Here is a 13,498-nt window from a genome sequence, read left to right on the forward strand (position 1 = left end):
GGGTTTCTCTTCCTTAGAAGCCCTTCCCCCTCCAACTCTGCCTTCGCCAATGGCTGCTCCTGTTTCCCAGTTCACCATTGACGTTCGTTTCCCCGACAACAGCCTCACTCCCAGCCAACAAGCCATTGTCCGCAGCGCGGCCTTGAGGTGGCAGGAGATCATCATCGAGGATCAGCCGGATCTGCCGCCTACCACCATCCGGGCCGACGAGTGCGCTGCGGGGTTTCCCAGCACCTCGCTCGATTTCCCCATCGACGATCTGCTGGTGGAGGTGCGGGCGAGAAACCTGGGCAACGAGCGGATTTTAGGGGGAGCCGCTCCCTGTTTTGTGCGGGCCTCCAATGGCCTGCCTTTCTACTCCGTTGTTGTGTTCAACAGCCAAAACCTCTCGGCTTTGGAAGAGCGGGGGGATCTGCCCATCACCGCCCTGCATGAGCTGGGCCATGCCCTTGGCTTTTTGCCCAGTGTCTGGAATCCCAAGGGGCTGACAGTGGGCTTGGTGGGGCGGGATCAGCCGACGCCGCCGGGCTATGACCCCCGCTTTATCGGCCTGCGGGCAGTTGAGGCTTTCTCTACGCTAGGAGGCAATGCCCCTTCTGTGCCGCTGGAGAACCAATTTGGGGTGGGATCCCGCGATTCCCACTGGCGGGAGAGTGTCTTGGGCCGCGAGCTGATGACCAGCCGTCTCGACCGGGGCGTGCCCAATCCCTTGAGCATCCTCACGGTGGGAGCCATGGCGGATATCGGCTATAGAGTGAACCCAGCAGCAGCCGATGGCTTTGAGCTAGGGCGCAGCCGGGTCATCTTGGAACCGCTGGAACCCTTGGAGCTGCAGGAGCTGGAGCTGGCCCTACCTCTGCGGCGCTTCGACGCTGCTGGCAGAGAGGTGGGGGATCCCTGAGCCTAAGAATGTTTACCCATAGCCAAGGTGCTCGACCTCAACAATAATGAGTGTTGGGTTGCATAACTTTCGCAATTGGCTATGGGCATTCTCAAAAAGCTGTTTGGTGGTCTTTTTTCCTTCTTTGGCATCCTCTTCGGCGGCCTAGTGGATTTTATTACCGGGCCTTTTCGCCCGGCCTCAACCCAGCCGGCAGCTTCCTCCAAGCCTGCCCCAACGGCTGCGCCTGCTAAGCCTAAGGTGGTGGTCGAGAAGCCGTTTGTGCCCAACGAGATCCCGGCTCCGCGTCCCAACCGTCGCCCCGGCCCAGCTTTGGATCCGTTCCGCGCCATGGCCCAAGAGATCCTCTCGGCGCGGGCCTAGGTTGCCCGACTTTGTGAGGAGCAGCCCGTAAGATGGAGGTGGCTCTGGATCCTAGAGACTGCTCCCTATGTCAGAGCAAGAACGGCTGAAACAGCTTGAGCTTGAACTGGAGCAGGCGACTGCGGCCGCTGCCAAGTTGCGGAGCTCGTCCCAGGACAAAGCTGCCCTTTGGGCTTGGGTTGGGACGTGGGGGCGCCCCCTGCTGCCGGTTCTGGCCATCCTGGGCTGTATCCTGCTGGTTGGGCTAGTCTTTCGGGTGTTCGTCACCCTTCTCAGGTGGGCAGTGGTGGCGGGGCTGGGCTACCTGCTCTACGCCTGGGTGGTGGCACCGCGGCTGGGCCTTTCCACCAAAGCGAAGCCGAAGCCGGAGGATCGAGATCTCGACAGCTTCTAATGCGCAGGGATCCCCGCCGAGCCTATGCCTATCTGGCGGCAGCCATCTTGGGTTGGGCCACGGCAGCCAGCGCCTTTAAGTTTGGCTTGCAACACCTTGCGCCGACGGCCTTGCTGATTCTTTCGGCGGGCAGCTCCTGCCTAATCTTGGGGATGGCTCTGGTGGTAACAGGGCGGGCGCATCTTGTTGCCCAACAAAAGGGCTCCCAGGTTGCCCTGTCGGCGTTGCAGGGGCTACTTAACCCGTTTGGCTACTACGGGGTGCTCTTCCAGGCTTACGATCGCCTCTCGGCCCAGGCGGCGCTGGCTTTGAACTACACCTGGCCGCTGGTGTTGGCTCTCTTGGCGGTGCCGCTGTTGGGGGAGCGCCTGCGCGGGCGGCTACTGCTGGCCTTGGGAACAAGCCTGCTGGGGGTGGTGCTGGTGGCCACGGGGGGATCCTGGGGCACCTTGCAGGTGGAGGATCCCTGGGGAGTGGTGCTGGCAGTGGGCAGCGCCGCTATTTGGGCTCTCTACTGGCTGCTCAATGTGCGGGATGGACGGGATGCCCTCCTGAAGCTGTTCATGGGATTTCTCTTCGGCAGCGGCTACTGTCTGCTGCTGTTGCCGTTTCAGGAGCTGAGGTGGACAATGGCAGGGCTGGGCTGGGCGGCCTACATCGGCTTGGCGGAGATGGGCTTGACTTTTGTGTTCTGGTTGCGGGCGCTGGAGCTAGCGAACGAGCGGGGATCCCTGGCCAATTGGGTCTATGTAGCACCCTTCTTGTCGCTGGGGCTGATTGCGGTGCTGTTGCGGGAGCAGATCGCTCCCGGCTCCGTGCTGGGCCTAGTTCTCATCTTGGCCAGCAACCTCTGGGTCTCCTGGCGGGAAAGACCTCAGCCTGTTCTTTCCTGAGGCTGTGGCAGTGAAGCCGGTTCCTCTGTATGTGGCGGCAACGGCCCATGGGTTTGGGCATGTCACTCGCCTGGCGGCGGTGGTAAACGCTTTGCGGCGGCGGGATCCCAGTGTCCTGCCCATTTGGGTGACACCAGCCCCCCGCTGGCTCCTGGAGCGCTATGTGGAGGGGCCGTTTCTCCATCGACAGCGGGCCCTGGATGTAGGCGTGGTGCAGCCCGATGGTCTGCAGGCAGATCTGCCGGCTACACTAGCTGCCCTCAAGACGTTCAAAGCCGGGGCTGAGGCACTGATTCAGGAAGAAGCGGAGTTCATTCGCGCCCAGGGGATACCCTTGGTGTTGGCGGACGTGCCGCCGCTGGCTGCAGCAATTGCCCAGGCCGCCAGGATCCCCTGCTGGATGGCGAGCAACTTCGGCTGGGACTTTATCTATCAAGAGTATGGCCCCCAGTTCCAGCCTTTCGTGGTCTGGATCCGCGAGCTGTACGGGCGGTGCCAGCGGCTGTTTCGCCTGCCCTTTGCCGAGCCCATGGGCGCCTTTCCCTGCCAAGAGGCAGTGGGGCTGACGGGGTCGGATCCGCGCTACTTGGCAGAGGAGGTGGCCCAGCGCCTGGGGCTAGAGCGAGAGCGACCCACGGTTTTGTTGACCTTTGGCGGGCTGGGGCTGCAGGGCTTGCCCTACGGGCGGCTGGAGGATTTTCCCGACTGGCAGTTTCTCACCTTTGACCAGCAGGCTCCTGCCTTGCCCAACCTGCGAGTCCTAGACGGTCAAGTGTGGCGGCCAGTGGATGTGATGCCCCTCTGCCGCTGGGTGGTGTCCAAGCCGGGCTATGGCACTTTGGCAGAGGCGCTGCGCTGTGGCACGCCCATGGCCTGTGTCAACCGCCTTGGGTTTGCCGAGTCGCCCCTATTGGTGGAGGGATTGCGGCGCTACGGCTGGCATCGCATCCTCTCTGCCGAGGAGCTTTTCGAGGGATCCTGGGACTTCTTGCGGGATCCCCCTCACCCTCCCCAGGCGCCGGAGGAGCTGGATCGCGGGGGCAATGAGGCCATTGCCGGCGCTATTGCGGCCTTCCTGGGGCAGTAGCATAAGAAGCAGCTTCCTAGGAGCGGATCCCATGGCTGGCAGCACGACTGAGTCTTTGCGGCAACTCTACGAGGAACTGCCCTATCCCAACGTACCTCTCGAGGCGTCGGGCCGCAACGCCATCGACAGCCTGTACCGCCTAAGCTGGACGACGGCCCAATACGCCCGTAGCCGCACTATCCTGCCCAGCGAGGGGATCACCATCCTCAATGTCGGCTGTGGCTCTGGCTGGGAGACCTTGCTCTTGGCGGAGGCCAATCCAGGGGCGCGGCTGGTGGCCTGTGATCTGGCGCCAGAGTCAGTGCGAGCAGCCGAGCGGCGCCTGCGCTACCACGGGTTCGGGGAGGTGGAGCTCTACGCCCTAGACTTGTTGGAGGTCGAACGGCTCGGGTTGCAGTTTGACTTTATCAGCCTTAACGATGTGCTCTATTTGCTGGACGACCCGGTGGCTGGGCTAAAGGCCCTCAAGCGAGTGCTCAAGCCAAACGGGATCCTGCGGGCCAACCTACACCACGCCTACCAGCGGGAGGTGATCTTCCGCATGCAGGAGGCGTTCCAGCTGCTGGGCCTGTTTGAGCTGCCCACCCCCGAAGCCTGCCGGCGGGTGCGGGAGTTTATGGCCAGCCTGGCCTCCGACGAGCTGCGGGCTGCCCTGCACTGGGATCCCAAGATCTACAGCGACGACGGCAACATCCGGGCCAACTACCTCTTGCCCGGCGACAAGGGATTTCTGATCCCAGACCTGATGCGCATGCTCCAAGAGGCAGAGCTGGGCTTGGTTTGCCTTGTGGACTACGCTGACTGGGATCCAGCGCTGCTGTTCAAAGACAGAGCCATGCCGGCTTGGCTAGAGGCGGAGCTGGACAAGCTCTCTCCCGCCGAGCAAAACCACCTCTACGAGCTGATCTGCCCCAACCACCGCCTCATCGACTTTTGGGCGGAGCACCCTGGCTCTTCCCTGGTCTTGCCCTGGAGTGATGAAGACTGGCTGAGAGGCAGGGTACAGCTCAACCCCATCTTGGCGGACAACGCTGAATTTCGCCACAACTTCGCCCAGGCCCACGAAAAAAAGCAGGAGTTGGCTATGAATTGGCCAGGGGCTAGCCGCGGGCGCCTAACCATTCCCGGGGCCCAGATGGCCTGGCTGGGATCTCTGTTGCAGGGGCCAACAGCGGTGGCCAGCCTCATCGAGCAAGCAGCCCAAGCCCATCGAATAGACCAGGAAGCGGCTCAGGAGCAGGTGCTCACCTACCTAGCAGGGCTGGAGTCGTTTCTGTTTGTGATGTTGGATCCCACCCCTTCCCAAGAGAAGAGGGTTCTCCTCTAGTCCTTGATTCACCGGACAATTGGCCATTTTGTGGCACAACTAACCTTCTGCCTTGACGTAGATGGGCTGAGCTAGTAGGCTAGCCGGTAATCTTCTTGAGTAGGCGTTTTGCCTAGGCTAAAGTTGGCTCCGTCTTTAGCCTGTGTGCCTTATGTGGGCAAGGAGCAACTACCTGCAGCTCGCGGGGAAGTCACGCCTGTGGAGATCCCTCTGGCAGGGTGGTAGGGGTGCCACTAGCCATGGGTCGCTGAAGCAGGAAGAAAGCCTCAACCCCAAGCGAAAGTCTGATTTTGCCCGGGGTTGTATAAGTCTTTCAGAGCGGATTTCAGAGCGGAACGCTAGACCCCGCTGCCAAGCGGCTGCCGGCAGGCTAGGCCCAGGGATCGTCGTCGAAGGGGCTCTCCTGCCAATAGCCACCTGGCTGGGTTGGAGGAGACTGCTGAGGTGGGGGCGGTGGGTAGCCAATTGGAGGGGAAGGCGGCGGTGTGGGGATAGGAGTTGGCTTTTCCATATCCTCAAGCCGCGGCAGGTTAGCGGGTTTGGGCTCGACCCCGAGGCTTTTCAGCTTGGCCTGGGCCTCTTGGATCTGGGCGTTTAGCTCTTCCAAGTAGGCGCGGTAGTGGTTGACGGCCTCTAGGTATTGCTGAGCTTTGCGCTCGTTGTCTTTGATCACCGCTTCCAGCTCTTTGTTGCGGACGGTGTAGTCGGCCTCCTGGTTGGTAAGGTTTTCAATGGCCTGGTTGAGCACAGCTCGACGGCGCTCCAGTTGGGCAACAATTTCCGAGAGCTGTCGTTCCCGTTCGCTGAGGCTGCGCTCGCGGTTTTGGGTTTGCTCCAGTTGAAAGGCAACTTGGCTGAGTTGTTCGCGCAGGTGCATCACCTGGGGCTCGATCTCGTTGCGCTCCTGCTGCAACTCAAAGACCCGCGCCTCCAAGTTCTCTTTTTCCTGCTGCAGCACTTCTCGCTCGTTCAAGAGGCGGGTATAGAGCTGGTTGAGGAAGTCCACTTCCATCACCACCTGGCTGAGCTGGGTGGCATATTCCCCCACCAAGGCCAACTCCCGGGCCAGGTTTTGGGTTTCGCTGGTGGCTTGGTCAGTGAAAAAGGGAGGAAGCTGGGTGGTTTCTCGGAGGCGTTGGGCAAATTGCCTGAAGCGGAAGGAAAAGTTGCTCGCCATGGCCGGTGCAATAGCCTCGAAGTCGGGAGAATGCCGATGGTCTGGATCCCATCCAATCTAACATCGAGCTGCAGCCTCTTCGGGGCAGAAACCTGCCCTCAAAACTCGGCTAAAGAAAAGCTGGGCTTTAGGGTGTGGCTGTCGTGGCCGAGGAAGCTGGCCCTGGGGATTTGGGCTCCAGACCGGTTTCCACCCCTGCCTTATGGTTGGGTTGGGACCCTGGCCAAACGGCGCAGCAGCCGCTGCAGCAAAAGGTTATGGCGATTGCCGAAGCTGGAAAAGCGGCTTTCAATCTCTTCAGCAGGGATGGGGTCGATCTGGGCCAGCTCCAGATCGCTCAAGAAAAGAACCCGCGCCACAGCAAGAGGGATCTGCAAAAACACATTGGCTCCCCAAAAGCCAAAGGCGGCAATGACTAGACCCGCTAGCCGACTGCCATCGCCGGGAGTAAGGGGGGCAAAGAGAGGTGCCAAGTCGTAAAGACGCTCGAGAACCTCTAGCAGTAGGAACGCCGCCAACACCGTCAAGATCTTGTGTTCCGGGCTCACAAAAGCAGCCAGGATGCGGCGCTGGTCAGGGGAGAGCTCCTCCGGAGGAAAGGCGACCACCCACAGGCTGAAGACATTGAAGGGCTTGCGCCACTGCATGGCTAAAACCGGCCCAATGCCTGCCACCGCCACTGCGGCCTGCTCCACGCCCACCGGCAGGAGGGGATCCCCCATAGCCAACCCAACAATAGTTAGCCCCATCCACAGGGGGAAAAGGAGGATCCCCGCAGCGTGGATCCAGAGGAAAGGTTCCTGCCAGTGGCTGCGCATGGGAAGTCCCCGGGACACCCAAGAGAGCTAGCGGCGGGACTTGTCCACCACTTCCAATTCTGTGAGGCGGAAGGTTACCAACTTATCCCAGTTGCCGCCTTCAAAAAGGACGGCAGCGTGGTCGTCGGTAACCCGCTGCACCTGGCCCTCAAAGAGGTAGTAGGTATCGTTGGGGTTGATGACCCGCACGGCAACGCCAGGGTAAATCGGAGGAAGCTCCTGGAGAAGGGAGGAAGGTGCAGTCATGACCGGTGTTTACGATTCCTCGCGGGCAAAAAGCCCTACCCTATTATAGGGGTATAGGGAAGACCCTCTTTGGCCCCTCCGTTCCTGGCCAAGCTAACCCCAAGCCATGCCTGCCGACCCAGTTTCCCAAACTTGGCACGTTTTGGTGATCGACGACGAGCAGGGAAGGCGAGCCTTGGCCCTCAGTGCCGCCACCTGAGATCCCAGCAACGCCATTGTCATTCATTCGGCGGCTGTTTCTCGTCAACACGCCCTGCTCTTGCGGCTACCGCAAAAGGACGGGCAGTACACCTACCGCTTGCTGGATGGGAATATCGAGGGCAAGCGCAGCACGAACGGCCTCTCGGTCAACGGGCAGAGATGTTTGAGCTGGGATCTCAAAGACGGGGATCAAATTCTGTTGGGAGAGCAGGTGCGGCTGCAATACTACGTTTGCCGCTCTTCTGAGGCCGACTTGCAGCAGTACCTCCAGGAGGTAAGCTTCCGCAGCCTCAAGACCCCAGTCCTGGATCGGCGGGCAACCACGCTGCAGCGGTTCGAACCGTCCCCAGTCCAAGTAGCACCGCCGGCGCAGGCAGCGGCCAAGGTTGCAGAAGGGGGGCCGAGCTGGCGCAATCCTATCCGGCTGCTGGTGCAGGCCATCTGGCGGCGCCTATGGGCGGAGCGGCAACCGTTCCATTAACTCTCAGGAATACCCAGCCGTTCCGAGGCTGGAGGGACAGGCTCTAGGGTGCCCTCAGCCCCTTGGCGATCTTGCTCTGTAACCTCGGCTTGGAGTTCTAGGAGAGAGGAAGGGGCCTCTGGAGCTGCCGTGGTGGCTGCTGTTGCTTCTCCACCCCCCAGCACTCCCCGCAGCCAGAGGGGGGCAACGAAGGTGGTGGCAATCACCATGACAATGATGCTGACGTCGAGGGCGTCGGAAAGAACACCGCTGGCCGATCCCACGCCGGCAAACACCAGGCCCACCTCACCGCGGGGAATCATGCCCACGCCGACAGCGTAACGGCTGAGGCCCGGCTTGCCAAACGCCCCCAGGCCAGCGGCCAGCTTGCCGAAAATGGCAACACTAACCAAGAAGGCGGCAATGATCAACCCTTCCCGGTTGGCAGGGAGGGTGGGGTTAAGGACGGCGAGGTTGGTTTTGGCCCCAACACAGACGAAGAAGATGGGCACCAGCAGGTCGGAAACGGGCTTGATCTGTTCTCCTAGCTCTTGGCGCTTGTCCGTTTCCCCCAAAATCAAGCCAGCGGCAAAGGCGCCCAGAATCGCCTCCAGGTGGATGGCCTGCCCCACGTAGGCCAACAGGAAAGCCAACACCAGAGCCGGCAGAAGGGGGTTGCCGCGGGTCTTCAGGTGGCTGAGGAGAGCCACAAAGTAGGGGCTGAGGAGTCGCCCCAAGACAATAGAGCCGACCAGAAAGACGACAGCGCTGACAAGGATGAAGCCCACATCGGCGACATCAACCTCGCCGGTTTTGGCCAAGCTCGCCACCACGGCCAAGATGATAATGCCCAACACGTCGTCCAGCACGGCGGCGCCAAGGATCACCTGGCCTTCGGGGGAGGTGAGCTTTTGCAGCTCGGCCAAGACGCGGGCGGTAATGCCAATGCTGGTTGCCGTCAGAGCTGCCCCCGCAAAGATGGCGGGGATGACGGGCACATGAAAAAGGTAGAGCAGGCCCAGTGTTCCCGCCGCGAAGGGGACAGCAACCCCAATAACGGCTACAGCCGCCGCCTGCGGGCCAACCCGCAACAGTTCCCCCAGATCGGACTCGAGGCCAATTTCAAAGAGGAGGATAATGACCCCGATTTCCGAGAGGACCTCGATGATCTCAGCCTGGGAGGCAAACACCGGCACCAGGGATCCCTCGTCAAGGCCAGCGGTGGCCTGTAAAAGTTGCATAAGAGCCGAGGCATGGGCCAAAGCAGGCAACGTCTCAGCAGAAGGCGGCCCCTCGGGAAAAACCAGCAGCCCCAGGGCAGAACCGCCCACCAGGACACCCCCCACTAGCTCGCCCAGTACGGGAGGAAAGCCGAAGCGGACGGCTATTTCCCCGGCAATGCGGCTGACCAGGTAGATAACCACCAGTGCCAGCAGCACCGCCACCAAGATCACAGGGGCGAGGTTGTCTCCCCCTGGCGGCTCAACGGAAGCAGCGGCTTCGACAGCTAGCAACACCGGATCCAAGACCCTCCCATGGACAGCTTTCCATCTAGGCTGGCCTCCGCAGAGCAGCATCTCTAGAGTCGCTCTGCCAGGAGACTGTTCCAAAGGCTAACCTCCTGCGTAGCCTGCTGGCAATGCCTAGGGGGCACGAATAGCGCCGGCTAACTGACGATGGGCGGAGGCCATCATCCACCGCTCCCCAGCTGGATCCCAGCCCAGGGGAACAAGGCGGCGCCGTGCAAGTGGCACAATGGGGAAGTCCCCCCTTGCCGGGTTTTCCGACAGGCCCTCTCTTGAATATGCGGCAGCTCCGTCTTCTCCTGCTGGTTGCCTGTTTCCTGTTAACGGGTTGGCTGTCTCCGCCTGCCCATGCTCTTCTCAACGACGACCGCTACGACGGCAACATCTTTGCCCTCTACGGCTCCAATGGGGGCATGGTTCCGCCGCGCGTCTCCCTAAAGCAGGCGAAGGAACAAGGGATCCCGGCCCTTCTTGTCTACTACATCGACGACAGCAGCGATTGCAAACGGTACGCGGCAACTCTCTCCAGCTTGCAGGTTCGCTATGGCCGGGCAGTCTATTTCATTCCTTACTCAGTGGATTCTCTTTTGCCAGGCGATGAGCGCGGCCAGTACTATAGCGGCCGAGTTCCCCAAACCCTTCTTTTTGACTCCCAGGGCAAGCTTGTCTACCACTCCATCGGCAACCGCCCCATCACGGAAGTGGAGAACGCCATTCGGGCTCTTTTCCAGCTGGATCCCCTTCCCCCGGGGGTGATCCAAGCCAAGCCCTTCAACGAAATTCAGACCGGATTTTTCACTCCAGCCAAGACCCAGCCGTGACAGCTCCTCCCGATTCCCCGGATCCGCTTGAGGCTCTGCAAGCAAGGCTTGAGATCTTACAGGCACGGCTAGCCGACCTGCGCCAGCTGGAGCGCCTGTCGCAGCTTTCCCCTGACCAATGGGCTGAGCTCCAGACGGAAGTCAGCCAGCTAGAAGAACGGCTGCAAGCCTATCTGCTGGAAGTGTTTCTCCCTGCAACCTTTTGGCAGGTGGTGCGCTTTGGCGGCCTGGGCCTGCTCCTTGGCATTGCCCTGCAGCGCTGGGTGCTGGGCTAGCTTGCTCTTCCCTCCGCAGCTACTGCAGATCCCGCTCTTGGGAGTGCCAGCAACGGCTAAGAGGCCAGTACAGAGCCGGTGCCCACAAACTACTTAAAATGGCCGAGGTAAGGACATTGCGTTGATGGTTCCACCAGATGCTCTCTAGGGAGCGGGGGCCGGCGCTGCCAAGGCTTCCTAGCGGGGAACTTGCCATGCCTGCCGGGGCAAAGGCCGTCAGCCACATCCATTGCAATGCCATCAGCGTTTCGGCAATCACCACCATGCCAAAGACAATCAAAGCTATGGAGATAAAGTCCTCGTGCACATAGCGCTGTTTCTGCAACCTGGCTGCGAGGATCCCGACCACGGCTAACCCCAGAGCATGGGTAGGATAGGGGTTGGTGAGGGCGTCCTGCAGAAACCCCAGGGTGATCCCGGCAACAGCCCCCTGCCAAGCTTTTCGCCGCACACTCCAGCACACCACCCAAATCAAAGGCCAATCGGGGGTCAAGCCCGCCAGCTCCAAGCCCGGCCCCCGCCACCACGGAGCCACCGCTGCTAACAGCCCTGACAGGACGGTAACCAGCCAGTTGAGGTGAAGTTTAAGAGGGGGAAGCCGCAGGTTGAGCATAGGGGTAGACCAAGGCCCATTCTAGAAACCCTAGCGGCGCCGACAGTTCAACAGTGGCCTGGGGAGCAGGGCTAGCATCTAAGTTAATTGCCCGAACTGTTCCCACGACAATCCCGGCGGGGTAGAGGCTGCTCAGCCCCGAGGTGACCACCACATCGCCCACCTCTACCTGAGGATTTTTATCAAAAAAGTCCAGAATAGCTTCCTGGCTGCCAGTGCCCCGCAAGATACCCATCTGCCGGCTGCGGCTCAGCGTCACCCCCACTCGACTGGTGGGATCGCTAATGAGCAGCACGCGACTGCTGTTGGGGGTTACTGCCTCAACCCGACCAATCAATCCTCCCGGCGCCACCACCACATCCCCTACCTTGATCCCTTGCCGGCTGCCGCGGTCAAGGGTAAGCTGCTGCCACCAGTGATCGGCACTGCGGCCCACTACGGCTGCCGGGATCTTCACCTGGGGCCCTTGCTCGGCAAGCTGCAGCAGCCGCCTTAGCTCGCGGTTTTGGTGCTGCAACTCGGCTACTAGGGCCTGTAGCTCACGGGTAGCGGCCTGCCGGAGCACCTCCTCGGGATTCACGACTGGACGGAGTGGGGCCGTGAGCCGAGTGTACGCCTCTACCAGCAGGGATCCCTTCGTTTGGCGCAGGCTTAGGGCGGCCCCTAGGGCCAAAGTAGCTAGGAGCAGCCCCCCAACCTTGCGCCTCCATTGGCGTAGCCGACTCAAGCACTACTCCTCTTAACCACTCCCACCCAAAATGGAGAGCTGCAAACCCTGCTAGGCCTTGAAGCTGGCACTCAACACCCGACCCAGGGTTTTGAAATCCTCCAAAACTTTCCCCGTGCCGAGCACCACGCAACTGAGGGGATCGGGGGCAATGTGAACCATGATCCCAGTTTCATGGCTAATCAGAGCGTCCAGGCCCTTGAGCAGGGCTCCGCCTCCTGCCAACATGATGCCACGGTCAATGATGTCAGCAGCAAGCTCCGGCGGCGTGCGCTCCAGGGTACGCTTGATGGCCTCCACAATCACTGAGAGAGGCTCGGCCATGCTCTCGCGGATCTCGGTGCTTTTGACCGTCACGGTACGAGGCAGGCCCGAGAGGAGGTGCAGCCCCCGCACTTCCATGCTCAGCTCTTCCTGAGTAGGGTAGGCAGAGCCAATTTGAATTTTGATCTCTTCGGCGGTGCGCTCTCCAATGGTAAGATTGTGGGCTTTTTTCATGTACTGGATGATGGCTTCGCTCAGCTCATCTCCTGCCACCCGCACCGATTCGCTCAGCACGATCCCTTGCAGGCTGAGGACAGCCACCTCAGTAGTGCCGCCGCCAATGTCGACAATCATGTTCCCTACGGGCTCCTGCACCGGTAGGCCAGCCCCAATTGCCGCTGCTACCGGCTCATCCACCAGGTACACTTCCCGCGACCCCGCCTGCAGGGCTGCCTCCATCACCGCCCGCCGCTCCACACCGGTCACCCCACTGGGGATGCCAATGACAATGCGCGGCGCAATCAGGTAATGACCTCCGTGTACCCGCTGGATGAAGTGCTTGAGCATCATCTCTGCCGTGTCAAAGTCGGCAATCACGCCATCCCGCAGAGGGCGCACGGCAACAATGTTGCTGGGGGTACGGCCCAGCATCTTTTTGGCCTCTTCCCCTACCGCCAGAAGTTGCTTGGTGTTTTGGTCGATGGCCACTACAGAAGGCTCTTGCAGGACAATGCCGCGCCCGGCCACGTAGACCAGCGTGTTGGCCGTGCCCAAGTCAATGCCCATGTCACGGGAAAAGCGGCTAAATAGCCCCAGCACGGTAGGTTGCTCCAGTTTTTTGTAAAGAGGCAGCAAGTCTTGCTACCTACTATAGTTCAACCTTGGGAGAGAGTGGAAAAGCAAAAGGGGGGCTAGGGTTGCCATGGAGATTGCCGCGGCTTTGTTCAGCTTGGCCACCCCCAACTTACCTCGCTTGCTGCGCTTTTACCAAGCCCTTCTGGGGATCCCGCCCCAGGTTCGGGTTCCTCCCCAGGGAGAGCCGGTGTATGGGGAGTTTCGGCTGCCGGGACTGCGACTGGGCCTCTACCACAGCCGTGAGCCAGAGTTGGCAGTCCCAGGAAGGGCAGCCAGCCTCTGCCTGCAGGTGCGGGATCTAGCTGGATACTTGGGATCCCTAGCGGCGGTGTTAGCCGAGTACCAAATCTCCCCTTCCCCTCTGCGCCAGGCCTTTCACGGCCAAGAGGTGGAGCTGCGGGATCCCGATGGCAATCGCATCGTCCTGCACCAGCCTTCGGCCCCTTTCTGGGAGGCAATGGCCCTAGGCCCGATCCCTCAAGAAGAGTCCTGGAGCTAACTGCACCTGGAACTGCCGCACTGCCAGGGGCAGGGTTTGAGGTGCAAAAAA

General features: G+C 61.0%; 17 protein-coding genes. 10 read left to right on the plus strand and 7 right to left on the minus strand.

What is annotated here, in order from left to right; translation table 11 throughout:
* Window positions 1-49 precede the first annotated feature (49 nt).
* From NW833_RS02325 to NW833_RS02350, 6 genes are all read left to right on the plus strand, one after another.
* Complete coding sequence (locus tag NW833_RS02325) at window positions 50-901, plus strand: leishmanolysin-related zinc metalloendopeptidase (RefSeq protein ID WP_414411418.1); 852 nt, start codon at window positions 50-52, stop codon at window positions 899-901.
* A gap of 81 nt (window positions 902-982) precedes the next feature.
* Window positions 983-1,264 carry a hypothetical protein gene (locus NW833_RS02330; RefSeq protein ID WP_414393181.1) on the plus strand — a complete coding sequence of 94 codons (282 nt, stop codon included), beginning with the start codon at window positions 983-985 and terminating at the stop codon, window positions 1,262-1,264.
* Window positions 1,265-1,331: 67 nt separating this feature from the next.
* Entirely contained in the window at window positions 1,332-1,658 is a 327-nt protein-coding gene (locus NW833_RS02335) for a hypothetical protein (RefSeq protein ID WP_414411419.1), read from the plus strand.
* Window positions 1,658-2,551, plus strand: coding sequence for a DMT family transporter (locus tag NW833_RS02340; protein WP_414411420.1), 894 nt, complete (start codon window positions 1,658-1,660; stop codon window positions 2,549-2,551). Before NW833_RS02335 ends, NW833_RS02340 begins: the two co-directional genes overlap by 1 nt.
* Before the next feature lie 10 nt (window positions 2,552-2,561).
* Window positions 2,562-3,638 (plus strand): glycosyl transferase, encoded by a 1,077-nt coding sequence (locus NW833_RS02345; RefSeq protein WP_414411421.1) that lies wholly within the window; start codon window positions 2,562-2,564, stop codon window positions 3,636-3,638.
* 31 nt (window positions 3,639-3,669) lie between these two features.
* Window positions 3,670-4,965 (plus strand): class I SAM-dependent methyltransferase, encoded by a 1,296-nt coding sequence (locus NW833_RS02350; protein WP_414411422.1) that lies wholly within the window; start codon window positions 3,670-3,672, stop codon window positions 4,963-4,965.
* Window positions 4,966-5,335: 370 nt separating this feature from the next.
* Here NW833_RS02350 and NW833_RS02355 read toward each other — a convergent pair whose 3' ends face one another.
* The 3 genes from NW833_RS02355 to NW833_RS02365 form a co-directional block, all read right to left on the minus strand.
* Window positions 5,336-6,142 (minus strand): hypothetical protein, encoded by an 807-nt coding sequence (locus tag NW833_RS02355; protein ID WP_414393190.1) that lies wholly within the window; start codon window positions 6,140-6,142, stop codon window positions 5,336-5,338.
* Window positions 6,143-6,342: 200 nt separating this feature from the next.
* Window positions 6,343-6,960 carry a low-complexity tail membrane protein gene (locus NW833_RS02360; RefSeq protein ID WP_414411423.1) on the minus strand — a complete coding sequence of 206 codons (618 nt, stop codon included), beginning with the start codon at window positions 6,958-6,960 and terminating at the stop codon, window positions 6,343-6,345.
* Between the two features lie 27 nt (window positions 6,961-6,987).
* A complete protein-coding gene (locus tag NW833_RS02365) occupies window positions 6,988-7,206 on the minus strand; it encodes an NAD(P)H dehydrogenase subunit NdhS (protein ID WP_414393193.1) in 219 nt (72 codons plus the stop codon).
* A gap of 214 nt (window positions 7,207-7,420) precedes the next feature.
* Here NW833_RS02365 and NW833_RS02370 point away from each other — a divergent pair, with 214 nt between their 5' ends.
* The gene (locus NW833_RS02370; RefSeq protein WP_414411510.1) at window positions 7,421-7,888 is read left to right on the plus strand and encodes an FHA domain-containing protein; all 468 of its coding nucleotides are present in this window, start codon (window positions 7,421-7,423) and stop codon (window positions 7,886-7,888) included.
* Here the strand turns inward: NW833_RS02370 and NW833_RS02375 are convergent.
* Window positions 7,885-9,444 carry a cation:proton antiporter gene (locus NW833_RS02375; RefSeq protein ID WP_414411511.1) on the minus strand — a complete coding sequence of 520 codons (1,560 nt, stop codon included), beginning with the start codon at window positions 9,442-9,444 and terminating at the stop codon, window positions 7,885-7,887. The two genes, NW833_RS02370 and NW833_RS02375, sit on opposite strands and share 4 nt — an antisense overlap.
* Window positions 9,445-9,608: 164 nt before the next feature.
* On the opposite strand from NW833_RS02375, the gene NW833_RS02380 reads away from it, so the two are divergent.
* Both NW833_RS02380 and NW833_RS02385 read left to right on the plus strand, forming a co-directional pair.
* Window positions 9,609-10,214: a thylakoid membrane photosystem I accumulation factor gene (locus NW833_RS02380; RefSeq protein ID WP_414411424.1), complete on the plus strand. Its 606-nt coding sequence runs from the start codon at window positions 9,609-9,611 to the stop codon at window positions 10,212-10,214.
* Window positions 10,211-10,489 (plus strand): hypothetical protein, encoded by a 279-nt coding sequence (locus NW833_RS02385; RefSeq protein ID WP_414405491.1) that lies wholly within the window; start codon window positions 10,211-10,213, stop codon window positions 10,487-10,489. Before NW833_RS02380 ends, NW833_RS02385 begins: the two co-directional genes overlap by 4 nt.
* 19 nt (window positions 10,490-10,508) lie before the next feature.
* Here the strand turns inward: NW833_RS02385 and mreD are convergent, their stop codons facing one another.
* Genes mreD through NW833_RS02400 form a run of 3 tightly spaced genes read right to left on the minus strand, consistent with a single transcriptional unit; the run spans window position 10,509 to window position 12,909 of the window.
* A complete protein-coding gene (gene mreD, locus NW833_RS02390) occupies window positions 10,509-11,102 on the minus strand; it encodes a rod shape-determining protein MreD (RefSeq protein WP_414411425.1) in 594 nt (197 codons plus the stop codon).
* The gene (gene mreC, locus NW833_RS02395) at window positions 11,074-11,829 is read right to left on the minus strand and encodes a rod shape-determining protein MreC (protein ID WP_414393201.1); all 756 of its coding nucleotides are present in this window, start codon (window positions 11,827-11,829) and stop codon (window positions 11,074-11,076) included. Before mreC ends, mreD begins: the two co-directional genes overlap by 29 nt.
* Before the next feature lie 51 nt (window positions 11,830-11,880).
* On the minus strand, window positions 11,881-12,909 hold the full coding sequence (locus tag NW833_RS02400; RefSeq protein ID WP_414393785.1) for a rod shape-determining protein: 1,029 nt from the start codon (window positions 12,907-12,909) through the stop codon (window positions 11,881-11,883).
* A gap of 106 nt (window positions 12,910-13,015) precedes the next feature.
* Between NW833_RS02400 and NW833_RS02405 the strand changes: the two genes are divergently transcribed.
* The gene (locus NW833_RS02405) at window positions 13,016-13,447 is read left to right on the plus strand and encodes a VOC family protein (RefSeq protein ID WP_414411426.1); all 432 of its coding nucleotides are present in this window, start codon (window positions 13,016-13,018) and stop codon (window positions 13,445-13,447) included.
* Window positions 13,448-13,498: the final 51 nt, after the last annotated feature.

Origin of the sequence: Synechococcus sp. O70.1 (assembly GCF_047462215.1) — a bacterium.
In the GTDB taxonomy this organism is placed as follows: domain Bacteria; phylum Cyanobacteriota; class Cyanobacteriia; order Thermostichales; family Thermostichaceae; genus Thermostichus.

What these genes read in the sequence shown, in the direction of transcription:
- NW833_RS02330 (WP_414393181.1), top strand. Translation starts at nt 983, where the DNA reads ATGGGCATTCTCAAAAAGCTGTTTGGTGGTCTTTTTTCCTTCTTTGGC.
- NW833_RS02350 (WP_414411422.1), top strand. Translation starts at nt 3,670, where the DNA reads ATGGCTGGCAGCACGACTGAGTCTTTGCGGCAACTCTACGAGGAACTG.
- NW833_RS02325 (WP_414411418.1), top strand. Translation starts at nt 50, where the DNA reads ATGGCTGCTCCTGTTTCCCAGTTCACCATTGACGTTCGTTTCCCCGAC.
- NW833_RS02355 (WP_414393190.1), bottom strand. Translation starts at nt 6,142, where the DNA reads ATGGCGAGCAACTTTTCCTTCCGCTTCAGGCAATTTGCCCAACGCCTC.
- NW833_RS02360 (WP_414411423.1), bottom strand. Translation starts at nt 6,960, where the DNA reads ATGCGCAGCCACTGGCAGGAACCTTTCCTCTGGATCCACGCTGCGGGG.
- mreD (WP_414411425.1), bottom strand. Translation starts at nt 11,102, where the DNA reads ATGCTCAACCTGCGGCTTCCCCCTCTTAAACTTCACCTCAACTGGCTG.
- NW833_RS02335 (WP_414411419.1), top strand. Translation starts at nt 1,332, where the DNA reads ATGTCAGAGCAAGAACGGCTGAAACAGCTTGAGCTTGAACTGGAGCAG.
- NW833_RS02365 (WP_414393193.1), bottom strand. Translation starts at nt 7,206, where the DNA reads ATGACTGCACCTTCCTCCCTTCTCCAGGAGCTTCCTCCGATTTACCCT.
- NW833_RS02375 (WP_414411511.1), bottom strand. Translation starts at nt 9,444, where the DNA reads ATGCTGCTCTGCGGAGGCCAGCCTAGATGGAAAGCTGTCCATGGGAGG.
- NW833_RS02340 (WP_414411420.1), top strand. Translation starts at nt 1,658, where the DNA reads ATGCGCAGGGATCCCCGCCGAGCCTATGCCTATCTGGCGGCAGCCATC.
- NW833_RS02405 (WP_414411426.1), top strand. Translation starts at nt 13,016, where the DNA reads ATGGAGATTGCCGCGGCTTTGTTCAGCTTGGCCACCCCCAACTTACCT.